The organism is Alkaliflexus imshenetskii DSM 15055, from assembly GCF_000517065.1.
GTDB lineage: Bacteria > Bacteroidota > Bacteroidia > Bacteroidales > Marinilabiliaceae > Alkaliflexus > Alkaliflexus imshenetskii.
In genome coordinates, this window is record NZ_KI912105.1 from 3,671,364 (window position 1) to 3,693,908 (window position 22,545).

Annotated in this window: 16 protein-coding genes; 10 read left to right on the forward strand and 6 right to left on the reverse strand. The window is 42.7% G+C overall.

The genetic code is table 11. From position 1 onward, the window contains the following. Positions 1-112 precede the first annotated feature (112 nt). Complete coding sequence (locus tag ALKIM_RS19945; protein WP_157363936.1) at positions 113-286, reverse strand: hypothetical protein; 174 nt, start codon at positions 284-286, stop codon at positions 113-115. Positions 287-595: 309 nt separating this feature from the next. On the opposite strand from ALKIM_RS19945, the gene ALKIM_RS0115170 reads away from it, so the two are divergent. The 4 genes from ALKIM_RS0115170 to ALKIM_RS0115190 all read left to right on the forward strand — a co-directional run bounded on the left by ALKIM_RS0115170 (position 596) and on the right by ALKIM_RS0115190 (position 6,473). Then, a complete protein-coding gene (locus ALKIM_RS0115170; RefSeq protein WP_026475383.1) occupies positions 596-1,915 on the forward strand; it encodes an ATP-binding protein in 1,320 nt (439 codons plus the stop codon). A gap of 352 nt (positions 1,916-2,267) precedes the next feature. After that, positions 2,268-2,711 carry a GNAT family N-acetyltransferase gene (locus ALKIM_RS0115180; protein ID WP_026475385.1) on the forward strand — a complete coding sequence of 148 codons (444 nt, stop codon included), beginning with the start codon at positions 2,268-2,270 and terminating at the stop codon, positions 2,709-2,711. Between the two features lie 34 nt (positions 2,712-2,745). Then, entirely contained in the window at positions 2,746-3,507 is a 762-nt protein-coding gene (locus ALKIM_RS0115185; protein ID WP_026475386.1) for a class I SAM-dependent methyltransferase, read from the forward strand. Positions 3,508-3,941: 434 nt separating this feature from the next. Next, entirely contained in the window at positions 3,942-6,473 is a 2,532-nt protein-coding gene (locus ALKIM_RS0115190; protein ID WP_026475387.1) for a cellulase N-terminal Ig-like domain-containing protein, read from the forward strand. Positions 6,474-6,596: 123 nt separating this feature from the next. On the opposite strand, the gene ALKIM_RS0115195 is transcribed toward ALKIM_RS0115190, so the two are convergent. Beyond that, positions 6,597-6,857 carry a hypothetical protein gene (locus ALKIM_RS0115195; RefSeq protein ID WP_026475388.1) on the reverse strand — a complete coding sequence of 87 codons (261 nt, stop codon included), beginning with the start codon at positions 6,855-6,857 and terminating at the stop codon, positions 6,597-6,599. Positions 6,858-7,305: 448 nt separating this feature from the next. Between ALKIM_RS0115195 and ALKIM_RS0115200 the strand changes: the two genes are divergently transcribed. The 5 genes from ALKIM_RS0115200 (at position 7,306) to ALKIM_RS18850 (ending at position 14,452) form a co-directional block, all read left to right on the forward strand. Beyond that, the gene (locus ALKIM_RS0115200) at positions 7,306-7,965 is read left to right on the forward strand and encodes a cobalamin B12-binding domain-containing protein (protein WP_044118004.1); all 660 of its coding nucleotides are present in this window, start codon (positions 7,306-7,308) and stop codon (positions 7,963-7,965) included. Next, positions 7,958-8,419, forward strand: coding sequence for a hypothetical protein (locus tag ALKIM_RS0115205; protein ID WP_026475390.1), 462 nt, complete (start codon positions 7,958-7,960; stop codon positions 8,417-8,419). Before ALKIM_RS0115200 ends, ALKIM_RS0115205 begins: the two co-directional genes overlap by 8 nt. 18 nt (positions 8,420-8,437) lie before the next feature. Further along, positions 8,438-9,604, forward strand: a complete 1,167-nt coding sequence (locus ALKIM_RS19435) for a sensor histidine kinase (RefSeq protein WP_162148830.1) — start codon at positions 8,438-8,440, stop codon at positions 9,602-9,604. 205 nt (positions 9,605-9,809) lie between these two features. Next, on the forward strand, positions 9,810-12,125 hold the full coding sequence (locus tag ALKIM_RS0115215; RefSeq protein WP_026475391.1) for a glycoside hydrolase family 3 N-terminal domain-containing protein: 2,316 nt from the start codon (positions 9,810-9,812) through the stop codon (positions 12,123-12,125). 176 nt (positions 12,126-12,301) lie between these two features. Beyond that, positions 12,302-14,452 (forward strand): T9SS type A sorting domain-containing protein, encoded by a 2,151-nt coding sequence (locus tag ALKIM_RS18850; RefSeq protein WP_052345599.1) that lies wholly within the window; start codon positions 12,302-12,304, stop codon positions 14,450-14,452. Here the strand turns inward: ALKIM_RS18850 and ALKIM_RS0115225 are convergent. From ALKIM_RS0115225 to ALKIM_RS0115240, 4 genes are all read right to left on the reverse strand, one after another. Then, complete coding sequence (locus ALKIM_RS0115225; protein WP_026475392.1) at positions 14,442-15,467, reverse strand: DUF4465 domain-containing protein; 1,026 nt, start codon at positions 15,465-15,467, stop codon at positions 14,442-14,444. The genes ALKIM_RS18850 and ALKIM_RS0115225 overlap by 11 nt on opposite strands. A gap of 50 nt (positions 15,468-15,517) precedes the next feature. Next, positions 15,518-16,942: a TlpA family protein disulfide reductase gene (locus tag ALKIM_RS0115230; protein ID WP_026475393.1), complete on the reverse strand. Its 1,425-nt coding sequence runs from the start codon at positions 16,940-16,942 to the stop codon at positions 15,518-15,520. A gap of 177 nt (positions 16,943-17,119) precedes the next feature. Next, a complete protein-coding gene (locus ALKIM_RS0115235; protein WP_026475394.1) occupies positions 17,120-18,901 on the reverse strand; it encodes an aminopeptidase P family protein in 1,782 nt (593 codons plus the stop codon). Positions 18,902-18,969: 68 nt separating this feature from the next. Then, positions 18,970-20,046, reverse strand: a complete 1,077-nt coding sequence (locus ALKIM_RS0115240) for a DUF4097 family beta strand repeat-containing protein (protein ID WP_026475395.1) — start codon at positions 20,044-20,046, stop codon at positions 18,970-18,972. A 220-nt stretch (positions 20,047-20,266) separates the two neighbouring features. On the opposite strand from ALKIM_RS0115240, the gene ALKIM_RS0115245 reads away from it, so the two are divergent. Continuing rightward, positions 20,267-22,465 carry a TonB-dependent receptor gene (locus ALKIM_RS0115245; protein ID WP_235714430.1) on the forward strand — a complete coding sequence of 733 codons (2,199 nt, stop codon included), beginning with the start codon at positions 20,267-20,269 and terminating at the stop codon, positions 22,463-22,465. The last annotated feature ends 80 nt before the right edge of the window (positions 22,466-22,545 follow it).

Genomic DNA, 22,545 nt, shown 5'->3' on the forward strand with positions numbered 1-22,545 from the left:
CAGACATCCTATAATGCAGGTAATTTGATATCCTTGTCGCAAGCACACGTCCGAACACCTGCTTTTGACCAATAGTGTAGTTATTCACGACACCTCTACGATGGTTCAATCGCTACTCATTCGTCTCCAGTAGTCTATACCTGATAAAGTCGGCCGTACAACTGACCCCTTTACCGTTTCCATGACGCTCAGTACCGTCCTCTTGAAAAGGCAGCACCTCATGGTGGTTTGGCAAATCCTCCTGCAAGGCCTTTGCCGAGAGACCATATCGAAGTAAAAACTCCAATACCCTCTCATCTTGATTGCAGTTATGTTACTCAAATTCAAAGAACATTTCTTAAATTGTATCCCTGAGTAACGACAGGACACACGCACGAAAACACAACATCGTGTATAGTGCATTTGGCGGATAGTGCTAATTTCAAGGTTGTTACATCTAATAAACTTTGTAGCGGTTTGAAAGGTTTGTGCTTCGAATCGCCAAACGACACCATACACGTAACCGTTGGCGTTCATTAAGCGCCAAAAATACGAATCCCCTCTCTGTTAATAGTTCTTTTCCTTATATTTGATATTCAATAATATACCCTATTTTATGCCTGAAAATCAAAACATTGAATGGAAAGAATCATGGAAAGACGAATATCTGAAATGGATTTGTGGGTTCGCAAATGCACAAGGGGGAAAATTAATCATTGGAAAAAGTGATAACGGAAGAACAGTTGGTATTGAGAACTCAAAAAAACTGCTCGAAGATATCCCAAACAAAATCCAAAGCCAATTAGGAATAATCTGTGATGTAAATCTTTTCGAAGAAAACTCAAATGTAATAATTGAGATTGTTGTAAAACCATATGACAATGCTATCTCATATCAAGGAAAATATTATTATCGAAGTGGAAGTACAAAACAGGAACTAAAGGGAAAGGCTTTAAATGATTTTCTCTTAAAGAAATCAGGCAAAACATGGGATGATGTTATAGAGAATAGAGCAACCCTTGATGATATTGACCCAAATGCAATTGAGGCATTTATTAAAGCTGCTGTGATTAGCAAGAGAATGCCATTTATTGAAAGCGAAACAAATACAGAAATAGTTCTTGACAATCTATTATTGAGAGAAAACGGATTAATAAAACGCTCAGCAATAGTTTTGTTCGGCAAGAATCCTTGCAAATTTTACATAAACGCATTCGTGAAAATTGGACGTTTCGGAAAAACGGATGATGATTTGATTTTTCAGGAAGTAGTTGAAGGAAATGCATTCCAAATTGCAGATAAAACACTTGAAATTCTTGACAAAAAATTCCTGATTTCTCCTATTTCATATGATGGATTACACCGAATCGAAAAATGGGAATACCCATATAAGGCAGTAAGAGAGACGATTATTAACGCAATAGTTCATCGTGACTATTTTGGAGCTCCAGTTCAAATTAGTGTGTATGACGACAAGATAATGATTTGGAATGAAGGAAAACTTCCAGAAGGCTTCTCAATTGAAGATTTAAAGAAAAAACACACATCAAGACCTTACAATCCAACAATTGCAAGTGTATTCTTTAAAGGAGGTTTAATTGAGGCATGGGGAAGAGGAACAATCAATATCATTAGTGAGTGTCTTAAAGCAGGACTCCCAGAACCTTCTTTCGAATCAGAATTTGGAGGCATTTTTGTTAAACTCTTTAAACCGTACACTGAAAAACATTTGATTGAAAAAGGCTTGAATGAAAGGCAGATTAAAGCTGTTTTTTATTGTAAAGAAAATGAATTTATTACGAATGGTATTTACCAATCAATAAGTGAAATCTCAGAAAGAACAGCTACACGTGATTTAGAGTTTTTAACTGAAATTGGTGTGTTTGAAAAAGTAGGAGAAAAGAAGGGAACAAAATATAAACTTATCCGTGTCTGACAATTGGCGGATAAATGGCGGATAAAAACATGTTTTGGCGGAAATATGACGGAAATAATTAGCGAAACGCCAAGATTTTGTTATGTCAGTTTTGCAGATAGTTCCACGTTTTTAGATGGTTTCGAGTGTGCAAAACCGCCACATACAAATCACCGATGGCGGCATGACCTGTCCCGCAAATCTGCTACTGTTGGGCATACCAGGAACGTTTACGGCCAATTTTGAAGTTACCAACGCGCCTTCACCTAGGCATACGATACGCAGTGAGGCATGCAGACAAAACCATTCGGCAACACTGATACAATTGATTATGAAAGAGCTTACAGAATCATCACGAAGACACTGAATAAGCATGAAAATAGAAAAAATCACCGAAAATAAGAAACAGTTTCTTGACTTATTGTTGTTGGCCGATGAGCAGGAAAATATGATTGACAAGTATTTGTTGAGTGGAGATTTGTTTGCTTTATATGATGATGATTTGAAAAGTGTCTGCGTTGTGGTACCCATAGATAGCGAAAACTGTGAGTTGAAAAACATAGCCACATACGCAAAATATCAAGGTAAAGGGTACGCAAGCGCATTGGTAAATTACATCTCTGGTTTCTACAAAAAACGATACAAAACGATGTTGGTAGGAACAGGTGAAACACCGACCATTTTATCGTTTTATGAAGGTTGCGGATTCAAAAAATCTCATAGGGAAAAGAACTTTTTTACAGATAATTACGACCATCCTATCTTTGAGGGTGACATACAACTTGTGGATATGATTTATCTTAAAAAGAATCTGTAGGCGTGAATGAATGCAAACCAAAACCGAATACAATATGAAACAATGGTATGAATCACTCTTTGAGAACTACGGTGAAAAATATGACAATGAAGATTTTGCACAAGGAACTATTGGCGAATGCGATTTTATTGAAAATGAGATAAATTACAACAAAGCGTTAAAAATAATTGACATCGGGTGTGGCACAGGCCGTCATTCCATCGAGTTGTCGAAGCGAGGTTATTCAATGACCGGAATTGATTTGTCGGAGTCGTTACTTGAAAAAGCAAGAGAAAAGGCAAAACACAATGGCGTTCAAATTGAGTTTTTACGTCACGATGCACGAAATTTACCGTTCGACAAACAATTTGATGTAGCCATAATGATGTGCGAAGGTGGTTTTCCTTTAATGGAGACAGATGAAATGAATTTTGAAATTCTTAAAAACGTTTCAAAGTCGTTGAAGGATAATGCAAAATTTATTTTCACCACTCTCAATGGCCTATTTCCGATTTTTAATTCCATCGAAGAGTTTTGTGCATCAAACACCAGTGACGGCAATGCCACCTATCACAAAAATACGTTCGATTTAATGACATTCAGAGATTTCAACATAACAAAAGTTGAAGATGACAATGGCATAGAAAAAGAACTGGAATGCAACGAAAGGTATTATATCCCGTCGGAGATTACATGGTTGTTGAAAACACTCGGATTCACTAAAATTGAAATTTTTGGTGCAAAACTCGGAGCCTTTTCTCGCGGGGATAAGTTAACAACGAGTGATTTTGAAATGTTGGTGGTTGCAGAAAGATAAAGCTTACGTACGTAAACACGCGGTATTTGAAATTGCAGTTATATGAGGATATATAGAAATAGCCGACATTAATAGTACCCATGGGTAAATAATGACGACTGATAACAATTCTACAACGCTCAATTTAAATCTTATCGACCTCCTCCAAGTTACGAATGAGTTGGTTTATGACAGATGTGGTTTTTTTATTGGTGTTTCTCCGACACTAATTATTATGCATCCTGCCGATATTTAAAAAGTTTTACTATCTTTTGACCTTTGTTAACCTTCTGAATCTTTTGATATCAGTTAACAACGAGATTTTAATTCTAACCTTTTGATTAAATATGAAACAATTTCACTTAAGAGGCTCATACACATGGATGAATTGCCGAACGACGAATGTTGAACCGTTCATGCGCCTTTCATCCGACCTTAAAAATCAAATTTTACGGATGAAAAAAATTACATTTTTTTTATTTGCACTGCTGCTGGTTGTGGCATGCAAAAAGGATTCGAACCAGGAATTGGTTCTCAATGATTTGGATTATTTCGAGATGCAAGGCGTCAATGTGCTGGTTTACAGCAATCTTTTTACCGGAGGTTTTAACGATGAGAAAAATGCCGGTATTGAGTTGATTCACCATGGGGTGAGAACATCACAAGGCGGTGCGGTGCGCCTTTCCAATACGCCCGAGCAGTGGGATTTGGTTCCGGCTATACCAAACCGAACCGTTGACCATGAATCGGGAAAGATAGAGGCAACACTCAGATATGAAAGCTACGATTTTGATTCGCGGGTGGTTGTCACGGCCAAGGGCAAAGGTTTCGAGATATCTGTTTATCTTGATAAACCCATTCCTGCCGAGCTTGAGGGCGCTGCCGGATTTAACCTTGAGTTTCTTCCCTCACAATATTGGGGCAAGACCTATTTAGTGGATGGACGTATCAACCGTTTTCCTCGTTATGCGGTAGGTAATACCATTACAAGACCCAACAGTGAGAAGATTGTACAGTATAAAGGTTACGTAACGGCCGATGACAGAGGTACCGGTACGTTTATCGATCCGCTGCCATTGGAAACAGGCCGTAACTTTGTTCTGGCTCCCGAACAACCTGAACGCACAGTGAGAATCACTTCGCACGACGCAGATATTATGCTCTTTGATGGCCGTATTCTTGCTCAAAATGGCTGGTATGTCGTTCGTAGTCTGCTACCTGCCGGTGCTACGGGTAAGGTTTTAACCTGGACTGTGGAGCCCAATGCCATCGATGGTTGGGTAAGGGAACCGAATATCGGTTTCTCACAAGTTGGTTATCTGCCAACTCAGCCTAAAGTATCTGTTATTGAGCTTGATAAGAAAGATAAGCCGCTTGCCAAAGCCTCCATATTTAAGTTGGATGCCGATGGAAAAACCAGCAGCGTATTTACTGGCAACATTGAGCCTTGGGGTGATTATTTCAAATACCATTATGTGAAATTTGATTTCTCATCGGTTAACACGCCGGGCATATACTATATTCAGTATGGCGACTTTAAAACAAACAATTTTGTTATTGGTGACGATGTGTATGATAGAATTACCGATGCCACAAGTGATATATGGATTCCAATTCACATGAATCACATGTATGTGAAGGAAGCTTACAGGGTTTGGCACGGAGAGCCATTTAAAGAAGGTTACCGTCAGGCGCCGCCCAACACCGACCATTTTGACCTGCATTGGCAAGGGCCAACAACCGATACAAAGTACAAAGCGCTGGAGTTGATTCCGGGTTTGAACATCGGGGGGTTTTTCGATGCCGGCGATTTTGATATCGAGACAGGTGCAAACATTGGCGTGGTGCAAAACTTTGTTCAAACATGGGAGTACTTCAAACCTCAACGAGACCAAACCTTTGTTGATCAGGCGCAACGCTATGTGGTGCTTCATCGCCCTGATGGTATTCCGGATGTTCTGCAGTATATTGAGCATGGCACCTTACAACTAGTGGCTCAGGCCGAGATTTTGGGTCACATGGCCCAAACGCTTTCCAACTCAGTACTTCACAATTACCATCACCTTGGCGATGCCGCTTCTATAACCGACGGACTTCCGTATAACCCAAATCTTGGACCCTATGAAGTAGCAGCCGACGGTCGCTCGAGTGGTGTAAAGGATGATATGTGGGCATTCACCTCACGCGATCCAAACCGGGATCTGCGAGCCGCAACGATGTTCGCCGCCGCAAGTCGTGCCTTGAAGGGGTATAACGACGACCTCTCCGAAAGGGCTTTGTTTCAATCCAAACGACTCCTGAAAGAGGCTACCGAACTTCTTGCAAATGCACCGCAGGAGACGCCTTCGTTTATGGGTGGTGCAGCTGATGTATCAACCAATCTTCAGTTATATATCTCCACCGGAGAGCAACAGTATGCCGATAAGTTTCTGGAACTTTTATGGCCAGCACTCGACCGCGGTCTCAGTTTTGTCATCTTAACTGCTCTACATGCCATACCACACATGGATGCCTCTTTTAAGGAGGATTTACGTCCTTATGTTGTTAAATATAAAGAGTATATCGATGATCTTGAAAAGGACAATCCTTACGGGGTACCCATTGGCTTGGGCAACTGGGCCGGTAGTGGCATGATTGTGAATTTTGGTACTACCATCTGTTTTGCCAACAAGCATTATCCTGAAATCATCGACGCCAATCACGCTTTCAAGACCACCAACTGGCTCTATGGCTGCCATCCATACCACAACTATTCGTTGGTAGCTACAGTGGGTGCTGCCCGTCCCAAAGAGGTGTTTTATGGAAACAACAGGGCCGACTTTTCGTTTATTCCCGGTAATGTGGCTCCCGGTTTATTATTCCGACAGCCAGACCATTTCGAGAATTACGACGATTGGCCATTCCTGTGGGGGCAAAATGAGGGCACCATTGGTGGAAATACAAGTTATCTGATTTTTGGCTCTGCCTTTAAGAATATGATAAAGTAACGGTTACTTCTTCTGTGAATTGCCCTATAAGAAATCATTTATAGTTCAAGCAGATGATTTTGTACCCATGGAGTGGTGGAAAGCCATTTCATGGGTATATTTTTTTTTGATGAGCTAGATGCCTTACTCCACTTCCAGGCTAATTAATCTGGCATCAACACCGTTAAGTAGGTTGAGTTTGCGGGTGATTTCTTCGTGTTTGGTCAGGTCATTACCTGTTAATTCAATAAATATCAAACCGCTGTCTGAGCAATTATCGAGCACGCCATCGTGTATGCCTAGTCGGGTTTTGATGTAGCAACCCCAACCGGTCAAAATTTTCTGAACCTTCTCTGCTGTTTCCTGGCGGTGGTTCACCAGTATGAGCAATACATCGCGTTTCATGATTAGATATTTTTATCTGTAATTTACAACGAGATGGTGGTTTGCGCGACAATTTTTGCCTTTTTTTTTGTTGCTACTTCAAAAAGGTTGGATACTTAATTGATGAGGCTTCTCTGTTTTTCATAACAGCTCTTTTGTTGTATCTGGTAAATAATTCACTATATTTATCTAAAATGTAATTGGCGATTTTTCTTGACTGAACCCACCAAGCTTAGGTTTTTTGATTTACGCAGCAGATGGTAAGCGTTAGATGCAATATTTTTGATGAGAGATAGTTAGAAGATAGATGTTTGTTGGAAGGATATGATATTCATCGTTTGAAGATTAATATGCCTGCCTTGCGCTGTTCTCTGTCTCTCATGATCCAACAACTGTCCATCTCTGATAAGCAATACCAATTTACATCACACAGTAGATAAGATGAGCCTATAATTGATAACGTTGCACAATGGCTGATATAGTCAAAATAGAAATAGTTTACAGTGATTTTTTTAATGCACTGCTCAAGGGGGACAAATCTCAATGTTCGCAAATAGTTCATGCGCTGATTAATGCGCAGATGGATGTGCGCTTCGTTTATGAGCATCTGCTTAAACCAGCCATGTACGAGATAGGCTACCTTTGGGAGCGTAATAAAATTACTGTGGCAACGGAACACATGGCATCAGCCATCACAGAGTCAATTATGAATGAGCTGTATGGCTCAATAGTGTACAATGGATCTACCTCAAAAAGTGTGGTTGTTACCTGTATCGAAAGTGAGTTACACCAAATTGGTGCACGAATGATAAGCGATGTGTTTGAACTGAACCACTGGCAGGTTCAGTTTCTTGGTGCCAACACACCCAATAGTGAACTAGTTAATTTTTTGAGTTTGAATCAGCCGGCTATGTTGGCAGTTTCAGTAAGCCTCTACTTTAACCTTCCCAGTGCCGAAGAGCTCATTAAAATGGTGCGGAAGCATTTTCCAACGCTTCCGATTGTTGTCGGAGGTCAGGCATTTTCACATGGTGGTCATGAGATTGTTTCAAAGTTTACAGGGGTAACTCTTTTACCCGATGTTATGAGCATGGACAAGTACTTAAAAAATCTAGATAGCAATGAATAGGGAATGGTTAATTGAATCTGCATCAGCTTTAAAACAGGTTAACCCAAATGAGGTTGCCGAATACGTTCAAGTGTCTGAAATGGCGGTGGCAGCAGTGAACGAGGCCTTGCTTGGACGTCCCGACATTGTCGAACTTATAGGAAAGAACAACATCCAGATGATGAAGGACAATCATTCAAATCATGCACGTTTTATTGCATCCATACTTAATCATTATCAGCCGGAGGTGTTTGTAGATACTGTTTTGTGGGTTTTCAGAGCCTATCGGAGCAGGGGATTTGTCTCTACCTATTGGGCTGCGCAGTTAAATGCCTGGATTACTGTGCTAAAAGAGATGCTTCAACCTGAGTCTTATTCTGAAGTTTTTCAATACTATTATTGGATGTTGATAAATATACCCCAGTTTATAGCCGTAACAGAAGCACAAAATGGTTCATCGCACTATCAAGACTAATTTATGAATGGCAATGGTATGTTATCGTTGGTACAACATTGGGCGGATGAAATTGTGGTTGCCTGTTTGGAAAATGAATCGGTGTGCATTGCGGTTTTTAGTGTAAGTGGCGAACTGGTTTATGCCAATAAAGCAATGTCGGCTCTTTTTAAGGGGGTGCCATCGCAAAGTTTGATAAATCCTGCTTTCAACGTTCTGACGACTATAGAATCGGATAACAGCTTGATTTTTAAGGGGTATATTACAGTAGGCGACCTGCTTTCTGTCAATAGTTCCATTCAGGCGCACGTATATCGAAAAAACAATGAGCTGCTTATTATAGGTGGGATGCCTTTTCATCAGCTTTTGGAAACCAATGAATCTCTGCATCGTCTCAATCGCGAGAATCTGGAGCTACAGCGTGAGTTGATTCGTGAAAAGCGAAAGCTGGAGGAGACGCTTGTTCAGTACAATGCTGCCAATGTTGAACTTCAGAAGTTGAGTACAGATAAGGATCGGTTTATTTCCATACTGGGACACGATTTGAAAAATCCCTTTAATAGTATTTTAGGATTTCTTCAGTTGTTACGGTCAAATATTCACCGCTATGATATGGAAAAGATAGAGAAGCAACTCTCTATAATTCATAATTCAGCAGATCATACTTATAATTTGCTTGAGGATATTTTAAGCTGGGCGCATGCGCAGTCGTCGTCGTTCCCTTTTGAGCCTGAAATAGCAGATTTTTGCGCAATTTGCACTGAGGTTAATGTTGAACTTAAAGCCGTTGCAATGGCAAAGAGCATTACGGTTGTTTTTCCTTCCTCTGATTGTGTACCGGTATATGCCGATGTAAACATGCTTAAATCTGTTTTGCGAAACCTCATTACCAATGCATTAAAGTTTTCAGAAACTGGTGGCCACGTAGAGGTTAAAGCAAGCCATAGCACAAAGGAAGTTATTGTATCTGTTGCTGATAATGGCATTGGCATGGAACCTGAGGTAGCTGCTGATTTGTTTGATTTAACTAAGAAATTCTCCACCAAAGGGACTGCCGGTGAACATGGAACCGGAATTGGTCTTTTATTGTGTAAAGATTTTGTTGAAAAACATGGTGGCCAAATATGGGTAGACAGCACTCCAGGGTTGGGAAGTACCTTTAGTCTTAGCTTACCAAATCGCCTCATTGGAGGAGCCTCTAAATGAAGTGGTTGTTTTGCAGCTTGTGGTTGATAAATAGTGTGTTAGTTATCGTAAGATGAGATTTTGATGAGTTTTTTGTGAGTTGATTTTTGCACTTCATGTGATTTTTATGCAGTCTTTTTTTTTCTAAATCAAAAGGTTAAAATTAGTTTTGATGTGTAAAATATGTTGTGAATTTATTTCTGTCAAATACTAAACTTTAATCGCGATGAAGAAAGTAATCTTAGTTGGAATGTTTGCAACCGGAATTCTATTTGGTTGTTCATCCCCGAAAAAGAGTGATGCTGCGTCGATGGTTGAGCGCATTCCGGAAGTGGAAAAACTGCTGTCTCAAATGACGCTTGAGGAAAAAGTGGGTCAAATGGCTCAGGTAACACTCGATGTAATCACTGTGGGCGCAAATGCCTTTGTTTCTGATGAACCTGCCCGCCTCGATATGGAGTTGGTGCGCAAAGCTATTGTCGAGTATCATGTTGGTTCTATTCTTAATACTGCCAATAACAGAGCCCGTACTCCCGAAACATGGCATACCATTATCAGCCAACTACAAGATGTGGCCATGAACGAAACCCGTATGGGCATTCCGATTATTTATGGTGTTGATGCCATACATGGTACCACTTATACTGCCGGTGCTACATTTTTTCCGCAACAAATAGGTCAGGCTGCTACCTGGAACCGCGAACTGGTGCGCAGGGGTGGAGAAATTACTGCCTATGAAACACGTGCGTCTTCAATTCCCTGGAATTTTTCTCCTGTACTTGATATGGGTAGAGACCCAAGATTTCCGCGTATGTGGGAGACTTTTGGCGAGGATGTTTATCTGGCCTCTGCGTTGGGCGTTGAGTTGGTAAAAGGGTATGAGGGCGATGACAACGACATAAGCGACCCAACCCGAGTAGCGTCATGTCTGAAACATTTTCTTGGTTACGGAACGCCTGTTTCCGGAAAAGATCGCACACCTGCGCTCATTCCTGAAATTGAGCTGCGTGAAAGACACCTGCCTCCTTTTGAGGCGGCTATTAAAGCAGGCGCCCACACCATTATGATCAACTCCGGACTTATCAATGGTGTACCAGTGCATGCCAGTTTCGAGTTGTTAACCAAATTGCTCAAGGAAGAACTGGGTTTCACAGGTCTGGTGGTAACAGACTGGGCTGATATCGAAAATCTGCACAACCGTGACCGCGTAGCTTCTACTCAAAAGGAAGCTGTTAAAATGGCCATCAATGCCGGTATCGACATGTCAATGATTCCGTACAATTTTGATTTTTGCGATTATCTGGTGGAGTTGGTAAATGAGGGTGAAGTGTCTATGGCACGCATCGATGATGCCGTTCGCCGTGTACTGAATACAAAGTATAAGCTGGGTCTTTTTGAGCGTCCTGTGACCCATTACGAAGACTATCCATTGTTTGGCAGCGAGGAATTCGAAGCAGATGCTTACCGCACAGCGCAGGAATCTATTACACTGTTAAAGAATGAAGGTAATGTTCTTCCATTGCCAAAAACCGCGCGTGTTCTTCTGGCAGGGCCTAATGCCAACTCTATGAGAACGCTAAACGGCGGTTGGACCTACTCATGGCAGGGTGAAAAGGTACATGAGTTTGCCGATGGTTATTCAACAATTCTTGATGCCGTAAAAGCCAAAGTAGGAGAGCGTAATGTTATTTTCCGCGAAGGCGTTCGTTATGTAGATGGCGCCAGCTATTGGGTTGATGAGGCGTATGACATTGCCGGTGCTGTTAGAGCTGCTGCCGGTGTTGATTATATCATTCTGGCTCTTGGTGAAAACAGTTATACTGAAAAACCTGGCGACCTGCATGACCTTATTCTCTCCGACAATCAACTGGAACTTGCCAGTGCCCTTGCAAAAACAGGTAAACCTGTAGTATTGGTTCTAAACCAGGGACGTCCACGCCTAATCCGTACCATTGAGCCATTGATGAAGGGTGTTATCAATGCCTATTTACCTGGCAATTTTGGTGGTTTGGCTGTGGCCGATGTCATCTTTGGTGACTTTAACCCAGGTGGCAAGTTGCCGTTTACCTATCCTCTGTATGCCAACTCGTTGGTGACTTATGACCATAAGCCTTCGGAGCATCAGGCAAAAATGGCCGGGATGTATGATTATGAGTCCGATTTTGCCATTCAATATCCTTTTGGCTTTGGGTTGAGCTACACTACTTTTGAATACAGCGATCTGCAGTTGAATGCAACTACTTTGCGTCCAAATGGTACTGTAGAAGTAAGTGTAAAGGTTAAAAACAGTGGCGACCGCGAAGGTATGGAAGTGGTTCAACTTTATACTTCGGATTTGTTTGCCTCTATTACGCCAGATGTGAAACGTTTGAGAGGTTTCGATAAAATTAGCCTGAAACCGGGTGAAGAGAAAACCGTGCGTTTCACATTAACACCTGAAGATGTTTCATTCATCAATGCCGAGAACAAAAGGGTAACCGAGCCCGGTGATTTTGACGTGATGATTGGTGAATTAACTGCAAGGTTTACGTATGTAAAATAGGTTTGTTGTTAAGTTTATAGTTTGAAAAGAAGCTGTCCGGCTCTTTGTCTGTCGATTTCTGTGCACATGCACAGGAATATATATACAAAGTTTCCGGACAGTTTTTTTGTTATTTATTGCAAAAGATGAAACTTGATCGAGGTGTTTTCTGTATCAAAAAGTGATATTTTTGACACATGAAGCAATTGATTCTTATTTTTCTGATCTACGGATTCAGTATTTCATTGACGGCTCAAATTAGTCACGGTGGCCGCCCGATGATGGATGCCGGCATATCATCCGCACGTTTGGTGCGTCAGGCTGTCAAAATGCCTGAACTGCCTGCTTATGTGCAGCAACTGAGCCTTCAGGAGCAAACCGTTCGATATCAACCATTGACTTTTGCGCATCCTCACATTGTAAAACTTTCGCCCGATAATTCAGGTGAATGGAGTCATGAGAATGGCAGGGATGTATGGCGTATATATATTCAGTCGCAAGGGGCTTACTCTCTCAATATCATATTCGACAGGTTTGTAATGGCACCAGGTAGCAGATTGTTTATTTTTAATGCTGATCAGAGTGTGGTGCATGGTGCTTTTACAAGTGAGAATAATTCTCCTTCGGGTATTTTGGCCACTTCGCCTGTGCCTGGCGATATGCTTATCGTTGAACTATCGGAGCCTGCGCGCGTTGGCAAAAAGTCGGAGCTGGTTATTGGCACTGTAAACCATGATTTTATGGATTTATATTCGTTTGTGACGGCCGAGACCAACCGGTTTAAACGCAGTGGTATTTGCAATCCTGAATTTACTTGCGAAACAGACCCTATGTGGCTTGAGGCCGGGCAGTCTGTTTGTAGGGTAATAGTTGACGGAACCGAACTTTGTTCCGGCGTTCTTGTAAATAACACTCAGAATGATGGTACGCCTTATGTAATAACTGCTGCACACTGCCTTCGAAACCAGAATTCTCATCAAACGGTAATTTTTACTTTCAACTATCAGGTGCCCAATTGTGATGCGCGGGTGGAGGGAAGCTTCACTCAAACCGTTTCGGGCAGTTTTCAAAGGGCTTTTTCCTCTGAGCTAGACATTGCACTTTTAGAGATGTCGTCAGTACCTCCTGCAACGTATCGTCCTTACTGGGCCGGTTGGAGCAGAATCACATCACCAGCAGCACCATATAAGTGTATTCATCATCCGCAAGGCGATGTGAAAAAGGTGGCACGTGCAGAGTCGGCTGTTACCGAGTCCAGTTTTCTCTCCTTTGTGCCAAACAGTCACTGGCGCATTGCCTCATGGTCGTCAGGTACTACCGAAGGTGGCTCTTCAGGTGCGCCGCTGTTTGATGCCAACGGTCGGGTCATTGGCACTTTAAGTGGAGGGTCGGCCACCTGCGCAAATCCCGTAAACGACTATTTTGTACGCATCAATAAAGCGTGGAACCATTTCCCACAAGAGGCAGCTCAATTGTCACGGTGGTTGGACCCAACCAATAGCAATCAGATGGTCATTGATGGATTCTCTTTTTATGAATCAGAGGTGTCGCGAATTTCTGGTTTCAGGACTGATGACTTGGCAGGGTGGGAATGGTTGATTCCGGGTAATGGCGTGTGGTCGGGTCACAACGCTCGTGGCGACAAGGCTTTTGCAGAACGGTATGGATCGTACAACCCTATTACTTTGCATGGCGTGTATGTGATGCCATCAAAATCGAAAGCCAGCAGTAGTCAGACTCTCAATCTGCGCTTGTGGTCCGGCAATCAGGAGCCTGAAACACTCATCGCATCAAGGGATAATGTGAGTCTGGCTCAAATACCTGCCAACCGTGAGTTTCTTTGGATGCTCGATGAGCCTTTGCAGGTATCTGGTTATTTATGGGCTGGTGTGGAGTTAAATTATTATACCGTTACCGATAGTTTTGCATTGTATCAGTCTAAACGAAATAGCAACAAAGCCATTAACTCTGCCTGGATTCAGAATAACCAGGAGTGGCGGAGTGTAATGGGATGGTACAGTGCGGCTTATGAAACTTCATTTTGGATAGATATACTCGCCTCTGACATAAATCCGGTTGATACTTTTATTCATCCTGTAAAGGGTGGGATGTTTGTGTATCCCAATCCGGTATCTGATCGCTTATTCCTGATATTGGACAACACAGTTTCGGCTGTTGTGACTGAACTTATAACGCCATCCGGGCAATTGGTGCTGCGTCAAAAGTTGTTTTTAGATGGTGGCAAAGGATATCTCAATGTGGGACACCTGCAACCAGGTATCTACATTTTGCGCATCGCATCCGGAAACCAATATTACACCGAAAAGGTGATGGTTGTTAGCGGATAATTTTAATGTTGTCGATGCAGAAAAAGGGTGGTGTAAGCATTTGGCCTTCTTCGTTTTTGATGGATGAATTGAGCGTGAACGAAAGCCGGTTTATTTCGCCAAGTGGCGTGAGATCAATGGTGGCCCAGTTTGCCAACATGGTTCGTAAACGGTTGTTGGCGCTCCTGAAATCAGCCAGATAGTACTCAACTTTACCGGTGTTTACACCGTCATTGGTATAGCCTTCAATGGTTAATCTAAACCAATCGGGTTCGTTGTTACTCGTGCCACCAAAACGTCTGATTCCGCTTTCCGTTCCATGCCGCATTACCAAATAGGTGAGTGTTGAATTGGCAACTGACATGGAGCCAAAAACGCGGTTTTGGCCATTCTCTAGATAAACAGATGCGGCGTACGGTGAAAGTGGCTGACTGTATAGCATGAACTTTCCGCTGGTTGATCTGGTAGCATAGGCACTGTATAGGTCTGGCTGTGCGGTTGTTGTCTGGCTGAATCTGCTGCTCAACGTAAAGCCTGTCCACTCACTCTCCCCAAATGGATTCACAGGGAAAACCAATCCTTTGCTGATGAAGCCGATACTGCCACCCGGTAAATTTTCGCCCCGGTTGTAGCTGTTATTGGCAAGCTCTAACTCCTTAAAATCAATGCGTAGAATGGTTGAAACAGGGATTACTAGTGAATCTTTTCCCGATGGAGTCTCTACCACAAAACTGTAGGTCTCTTTTCCCAGTACTTTTGAAACATGCACAATTGCAGGTTCTTGTGTAAGCAGCTCCCCGTTAAGATACCATTGATACGTTGATTGATAATCGTAAGTAATTTTTGGCGTGATGATAAGGGTGTCATTTACCTCCAATTCAAAACCTCCATCGGGCATTTTAAGGTAAATGCCCGGAGATGGAATCTCTTTCTTATCAGCTTCACAGCCAGTTGCGAAAACCAACATGGCAACAAGTAGTCCCGGAATCAGGCGTTTAATCAATTGTAATAGACTTAAAGCGTTGGTATCCACCATTTTTGTTTTATTATTCTGTTTTTTATTCCAATCACTACCTTTTACCTATGTTACCTGCTTAAAAGATGGTCGATAAACCCGGGAAGTTGTTCTGTATCCAATCGTTTAGCTGCTATTTTTTTGTGACGATCCAACACGTAAATCATGGGCGTTGAGCGAATGTCATAATAATTTCGGAACCGAGTCTGATGAAAAGGGTCGTACACGTTAATCCAATCAAAAAGTTCGTGTTCGTTGATGAATGATTCCCATTCGTTTTTATCGTTCATACTGTAAACGGCAAATACCTGAACACCTTTGTTTCGATAAGGCTCAAACACTGTTTTGTATAGCTTTGGAAGCTCTTTTTTACAGTGCCCGCACGATGGTTCATAAAACACAACAACTGTTACCTGAGCGTTGATTTCGTGCAGGCGAAACACCTCCCCATTTATGCTTTCCATGCGCAAATCGTGCGCCAGATTGCCAATGAGGGTGGGTTTGATATCCCTGACACGCTCTGCCAGGTTTTTCATGAACTCCTCTGAAGCCCATGGCGCCTCACCCGAGAGGTAATATTTTTCGGCAAGGGCTACCATGGTGGCATCCATACCCATTATCTTACTTTCGTTGGCGCGGTTGAACAGAAACTGAACCAGATAACGGAACATTTCCGGATTGCTGCGACTTTTCTCTATCACTTCGATGGAGGCCTGCGTGACTGTATCGGGAATTTGAACGATGACACGATCAAAATAGGTCTCAAGTTTTTGCGTGAAAAAAGGTGTACGTAATAGCCTTTCATCGGTGAAATCAACATTGTCAAAATAGTGCTTTCGGTAAAAGTGGTAGCGCTTCACCTGCACCAGCGAGTCGGCATTCTGAACGCCTTGAGGCAGATCAAAATTTGGCTGTTCGGGCTCCTGCATGCTTTTGATAAATGAAGCAAAGAAGGTTCCGTAATGCTGACTTTCAACATTTTTCCAATAGGCCTGTACCTGTTTGTTGATTTCTTCTATTTGGGCGTTGATGGACTCCGCTTTGGCAGCATCGCCCCCGGCGGCATTAAGCGCTTCGCGCAAGCGGTTGGCCTCCTTTTGTTTGTCGTTGATAAATCGTTGATATTCCAAAAACAGCTGAGACTCTTTGGAGCCGCTAATTTTCATGCCTGCAATAAAGTCAATGGTATCTGTTTTTATGGAAAACTGCTGTTCATCGGCTATCAGCACATCAAAGTATTTGCCATTGGGCAGATAAAAAAAATAGAGACCTCCGGGCAGTGGTTCTTCCTTCTGAAAAACAGCTACGCCTTTACTGTCGGTACGTGCCGTGTCACTCACGTACATTCGTTTGTTGTAATAATAGCCAAGAATCACATCCTGATTACTCAAACTGCTGATGGTTAACTCTATTCGATGTCCCTTGCCGGATGTCGCATAAAGCGTGGATATGGAAAAAAACAGGCCGATGAAAATCAGAATTACGCTTTGTCTCATAACTTATTAACTTTCTCGATTTAAAAAATTGATGAACAATTTTGGTTACTGTTACAGTTCTACTCTTTTCGTTGTTTGAGGATTGTTTATTGTACAAAGATATCAGGTACCATTGGCACATCAAAAAACTTGCCGCAAAATCTGCCCAAAGGTTTTCATCATATATTACAAAAAACACTACTCTAAAGCTGATGTTTTGTTTTTAAGCCACTCTGCCTGAGCTTCGGTTAAATGTGCTTTCAATACATCAAACACCCGTTGGTGATATTGGTTCAGCCAAGCAATCTCCTCGCTGGTCATCAAACTCTTTTCAATAAGCGTTTTATCGATGGGGCAGAGTGTAAGTGTTTCAAATTCCAGGAATTTTCCAAATTCTGTTTCGTATTTCTCTTTGCATAGAATCAGGTTTTCAATTCGGATGCCATACTCTCCCTGACGATACAGGCCTGGCTCATTGGATGACACCATGCCTGGCTTCAGTTCAATGCCATTGTCCTGCGGACGGATGTTTTGCGGCCCTTCATGCACATTGAGAAAGTATCCGATGCCATGACCAGTGCCATGTCCATAGTTTAGTCCTTTCTCCCAGAGTGCCTTGCGCGCCAGAATATCGAGGTGAACGCCGCGCGAGCCGGCTGGAAATATGGCATTGGCCAAGGCAATGTGTCCTTTTAAAACAAGGGTAAAATCCTCTTTTGCCTGCTGCGAAGGCGTGCCAAGTGCAATGGTACGTGTGATGTCGGTGGTTCCACCCAGGTACTGACCTCCGCTATCAATCAAATAGATGCCTTCGGGCTTTAGTACTGCATCGGTTTGGGCATTTGCATTGTAGTGAACAATTGCGCCATGAGGGCCATAGGCTGATATGGCGCCAAAGGACTCACCCATGAATCCCTGCTGACCTGCTCTGAATGATTTAAGCTTCTTGGCTGCACTTAATTCCGAAACCTTGCAGGAAACCACATTCTCCTCAAGCCAATACAGAAACTGCACCATTGCCACGCCGTCATTTATCAGCGTCTCTTTTAGATGGTTGAGTTCAATTGCGTTTTTACATGCTTTCAGGCGGTTGATAATACTCAGTCCCTCCCTCTTCTCAGATTTTGGCGATAGGGCAGCAAAAATTGCCGAATTTATTTTATCGGCATCTATGAAATAAACGGCATCGGTGGATTGATCTTTAATGTGTTTGTAAAAATCATCATACAGATATACTTTAACATCGTCGATTGCAAGTTTTTGTGCAATTTGTGCCGTGAGTTTGTGTGGGTTTACAAATAGCTTAGCCTGATCGTGTTCAATTATTAAATAGGCATGAAATACGGGGTTATAGAGCACATCTGTACCTCTGAGGTTAAGAGTCCAGGCTACTTCGTCCAGAGCTGCGGTGATGTAGTGCGTGGCTCCTTCCTTTTTCATTATTTCGCGAATTTCAAGCAGTTTTTCTGCGCGTGTTTTACCTGCCCAGTCATCGTCGTGCATAAATATGGTATCTTCCGGAATTGTTGGCCGGCTTGCCCAAATATCCTCGGCTACCGACGATACAGAATCAATTTGAATCTGGCCGGTGCGCAGTTGTCGTGTCAGGGTGCGCAACTGCGTAATGGATAAATTGGCTCCATTTACAGCCACTTTGTCGCCGGGCATCAACACTTCGCATAACCACGAAGCATAATCAGGTGTTCCCGGTTGACCATCTCTGAATAACTGGATGGTTAGTTCGTCAAGTTGTTCCTCTGCCTGCAGATAATACCTTGAGTCTGTCCATAGCGCAGCCTCCTCACGCGTTACTACCAGAGTACCTGCCGAACCTGTAAATTCGCTTAACCATTCGCGCACCTTCCAGTGGTCTGCAGGATATTCGCTCAAGTGCGGGTCGCCTGAAGGAATGATGCAGGCATCCACGCCGGCCGCATCCATTCTGCTGCGCAGTAACATCAACTTGTCTGATACTTGCATGTTGTTATTTTTTTCTGTTAAACTGATTGATGACAGAAGTTACACTTATTTGCTGTATTCTAAACCATTTATCGCACCATAAAATTTATGGTACAGCTTTTTCCAAACAGGATAATGGTGGTTGGAGCGTTGGTTGCGTGAGCCGACTGGCCTGAAAATGAGGTCATATTTTCTTCCTTGAGTATACGAATATCTTCTGCATCTGAATGGGAAAAAGTGCCGTTTTCCAGTTGGCCATGAAGTGTATATGGCACATTTTTGTCCAGTTCAATATGCAAAGGTGCGTTGTCCGAAGATACCGTTAATTCATCTAATCCCCTCACAATTGAGCGTATGTTAAGTGCTCCGTGTGTCATTTCAAAAAATCCTCTGCCGGTGAGGGTTTGGATAGCCACTGTGCTATGAGTGGAGTTCAGGTTCACAATGTGGGCTTCGCCTATCTGAATTTTGCCGGTTTTTGCATCAACATTCATTTCCCGCACTTTTCTGATGCCAATCTCTGAAAAATCACTGTTCAGTTCAAGGTGGTCAACTTCATTTAGTCTAAGCTGGCCGTTGTGATGGGTGATTTTGGCCGATTGAATGTTCTCTGCTGTCAGGTTTCCGTTTAGCAATGATATGTTGGCCTGTTTAATTTTGTCAGGTTGGTTTACGATGATCAGATTTCCATACTCCATGTTGATTTTAATATCCCCGGAGAGATGATCCAGATGGATGTCTCCAAATCGGTTTTTTAAATCGAGTAACAAATGATGCGGTGCGTAAATATGGTAATCAATTCCGAAACTATAACTTGAAAAAAAGTTCTCCCGGAATACTGTTTGGTAGCTCAATCCTTGCGAAGTTCGCTGGCTGGCAATCGCAATCTGATCGTGAACATCGGAGGCCAGACTTTGGAAAGGGGCTTCAGTCCAAATGCTGACATTTATAAGCACCGAGTCGCGATTCCATCCTGTGAAAAATATCTGTCCGTGACGATTACTAATGGTGAGCTGCTTGATGTTGTCCGATGCAAAGGCATCATTTTGTGATTTATGAAACCTCGTTAAATCTCTTTCTTGCTCCTGTTCCTGTCCTGTGGCCATCACACTCAAAAAAAAGAGGCCCACTGTTAAAAGATGCTTTTCTAATGTTTTAAATCTCATGGCATTATGTTTTCAACCTCGTGGTTGTTATTTAATTGTTTTATGGCTTTACGATGAATGTGACTCAATAGTTATGCCGAAGGTTTGGTAAGGGATTATTTTAAGGTGAAAATAGCTAAAAAAGATTTAATGCCCCGGTCCGCCTTTATTTTTCCTATTTTTGCTCTTTGACTGCATCAATATCTAATGCAGGAAACAATGTCAAATTTTTAATTTATAAATGATTATGATTTTAAACAATGTGAGTGATCCGCCAAACGTGATGATGTTGACTGATGCTACTGATGCCATGGCAACGTATAACAATGCAACGCAATTTGTAAAGTTGCAGAAACAAACGAAGTTTTTATCAATCAAAATAGTAAAGATGCGAAAAATGACATTTATGGAGAGTCTGTCTCAGCTGACTTTTAAAAGATGGACTCACACCAGTTATGGTGCGTTTAATACCCTTAAGAGGGAAGTTAAAATCGGATTCCTACTTACAGCATATTTTTCATGCCTGGGTGCCCACTTGAATTTTGCACATGCCGAAACCGACTCAATCAATACAAAAATAAGACTCGAAGAGGTAGAAGTATCAGCACGTCGTGGTGCCTCGCTCTACTCCGAGGTGGGACGCGTAGTCACGGTCTTGTCGAGGGCGCAAATAGAAGCCATGCCGGTACAAAGTGTGCAGGAGTTGCTTCGGTATGCTATGAGTGTGGATGTGCGTCAGCGTGGTCCACTTGGTATGCAGGCCGATGTAAGTATGCGCGGCGGCTCTTTTGATCAGGTGATGATTCTGCTCAATGGCATTAATATTACTGATCCGCAAACCGGCCATCATGCGCTAAACCTTCCGGTTGACCTGCAAAGCATTGAGCGGGTAGAAATTCTGCAAGGCCCTGCTGCCCGGGTCTATGGGCCTAACGCCTTCAGCGGAGCCATTAACTTCATCACCGGAACCGCTTCTTCCGATAAAGTATCTGCATCTGTCTTAGGTGGCGACCATGGACTGTATAACTTAGGAGCATCTGCCACACTCTCCTCCGGTCCTGTAAAAAACTTTATTGCCGCCAATAAGGGGGGTAGTGACGGATACATTTCAAACACCGACTTTAACGCACTCAATCTATTTTACCACGGCCGTCTGCATCTTAGCAATGAACAAATTGCATTTCAGGCCGGCTATACTGAAAAGGCTTTTGGTGCCAATTCTTTTTATAGTGCCCGATATCCAAACCAGTTTGAAGAGACACGTACCTATTTCAGCGCTCTCTCGATGGAGTCGGGAAGAGCCGTCAGAGTGCGTCCCAATGTTTACTGGCGCCGCCACCACGACAGGTTTGAACTTTTTCGTGGCGGACAAAATGCCGAATCATGGTACACTGGTCACAACTATCACCTAACCGATGTGGTTGGTGCTGGCGTTAATTCATCTTATCCCTGGGTGTTGGGTACCACATCGGTTGGCGGCGAAATGCGTGGCGAATCGGTTTGGAGCAATGTGCTTGGAAATCTAATGGATGAACCGGTGAAAGCTCCCGGAGAGAAGGATGGTTATTTTACACGTCATTTTCATCGCAACAATGCTTCTCTGTTTTTTGAACACACTTATAACAGTAGAAATTTCAGCGCATCGGCAGGTGTTTTGATGAATCGCAATTCGCAGATTGGATATAGAATCGACTGGTTTCCAGGAATTGATATAAGCTATTGGTTTACAGATAAACTAAAATGGATGGCGGCATGGAACCGATCATTGCGAATGCCAACCTTTACCGACTTGTTCTATTCAGGCCCCAGCAATGTAGGAAACCCATATCTTAAACCGGAAGAGGCCACCACCATTGAAACAGGTTTGCGCTATCGGCAGCACTGGATTGATGCCCAATTGGGCGGGTTTTACCGTATCGGTGAAAACCTAATTGACTGGGGACGCATCCCTGGCGAACCTCGTTACACCACTTCAAACATTAATCGCGTGGAAGCTATTGGGCTTGAGTTCTCTTCAACTATCTCATTTTGGTCGCTATTGCCCATGCAGCAATTTTTACACAACATGAACATTAACTATTCATACATCACTCAGGACAAGAAGGCCGATGAGGGATACGAATCGGTTTATGTGCTTGACCATCTCAGGCATAAGTTAAATCTTGGCCTTGAACATGGTGTTGGTTTTGAGAAGTTATCCATGTCGTGGAATTTTCAGTATCAGGACAGGGTGGGGGGATATACCCTATCAGCAACCGGAAAGCATGTGCCTTATGCGCCATTTTGGTTAACAGATACAAGACTCACCTGGCGTCACAATTACATCCGCATATATGGTGAGGCTACCAACCTTTTCGACAAACGATATGCTGATTTGAGTGAATTGTTTCAGCCCGGTCGATGGGTTAAGGTTGGCCTGGTGCTTGATCTGAATCTCTGATTGTAATAGAAATTTTATGTAGATAGTTTACCGTGTTTTTGAAGTCTATAATGGATTGATGGCTTCAGAAACACGGTGTT

What these genes read in the sequence shown, in the direction of transcription:
- ALKIM_RS0115170 (WP_026475383.1), top strand. Translation starts at nt 596, where the DNA reads ATGCCTGAAAATCAAAACATTGAATGGAAAGAATCATGGAAAGACGAA.
- ALKIM_RS0115180 (WP_026475385.1), top strand. Translation starts at nt 2,268, where the DNA reads ATGAAAATAGAAAAAATCACCGAAAATAAGAAACAGTTTCTTGACTTA.
- ALKIM_RS0115185 (WP_026475386.1), top strand. Translation starts at nt 2,746, where the DNA reads ATGAAACAATGGTATGAATCACTCTTTGAGAACTACGGTGAAAAATAT.
- ALKIM_RS0115190 (WP_026475387.1), top strand. Translation starts at nt 3,942, where the DNA reads ATGAAAAAAATTACATTTTTTTTATTTGCACTGCTGCTGGTTGTGGCA.
- ALKIM_RS0115195 (WP_026475388.1), bottom strand. Translation starts at nt 6,857, where the DNA reads ATGAAACGCGATGTATTGCTCATACTGGTGAACCACCGCCAGGAAACA.
- ALKIM_RS0115200 (WP_044118004.1), top strand. Translation starts at nt 7,306, where the DNA reads ATGGCTGATATAGTCAAAATAGAAATAGTTTACAGTGATTTTTTTAAT.
- ALKIM_RS0115205 (WP_026475390.1), top strand. Translation starts at nt 7,958, where the DNA reads ATGAATAGGGAATGGTTAATTGAATCTGCATCAGCTTTAAAACAGGTT.
- ALKIM_RS19435 (WP_162148830.1), top strand. Translation starts at nt 8,438, where the DNA reads ATGTTATCGTTGGTACAACATTGGGCGGATGAAATTGTGGTTGCCTGT.
- ALKIM_RS0115215 (WP_026475391.1), top strand. Translation starts at nt 9,810, where the DNA reads ATGAAGAAAGTAATCTTAGTTGGAATGTTTGCAACCGGAATTCTATTT.
- ALKIM_RS18850 (WP_052345599.1), top strand. Translation starts at nt 12,302, where the DNA reads ATGAAGCAATTGATTCTTATTTTTCTGATCTACGGATTCAGTATTTCA.
- ALKIM_RS0115225 (WP_026475392.1), bottom strand. Translation starts at nt 15,467, where the DNA reads ATGGTGGATACCAACGCTTTAAGTCTATTACAATTGATTAAACGCCTG.
- ALKIM_RS0115230 (WP_026475393.1), bottom strand. Translation starts at nt 16,942, where the DNA reads ATGAGACAAAGCGTAATTCTGATTTTCATCGGCCTGTTTTTTTCCATA.
- ALKIM_RS0115235 (WP_026475394.1), bottom strand. Translation starts at nt 18,901, where the DNA reads ATGCAAGTATCAGACAAGTTGATGTTACTGCGCAGCAGAATGGATGCG.
- ALKIM_RS0115240 (WP_026475395.1), bottom strand. Translation starts at nt 20,046, where the DNA reads ATGAGATTTAAAACATTAGAAAAGCATCTTTTAACAGTGGGCCTCTTT.
- ALKIM_RS0115245 (WP_235714430.1), top strand. Translation starts at nt 20,267, where the DNA reads ATGATTATGATTTTAAACAATGTGAGTGATCCGCCAAACGTGATGATG.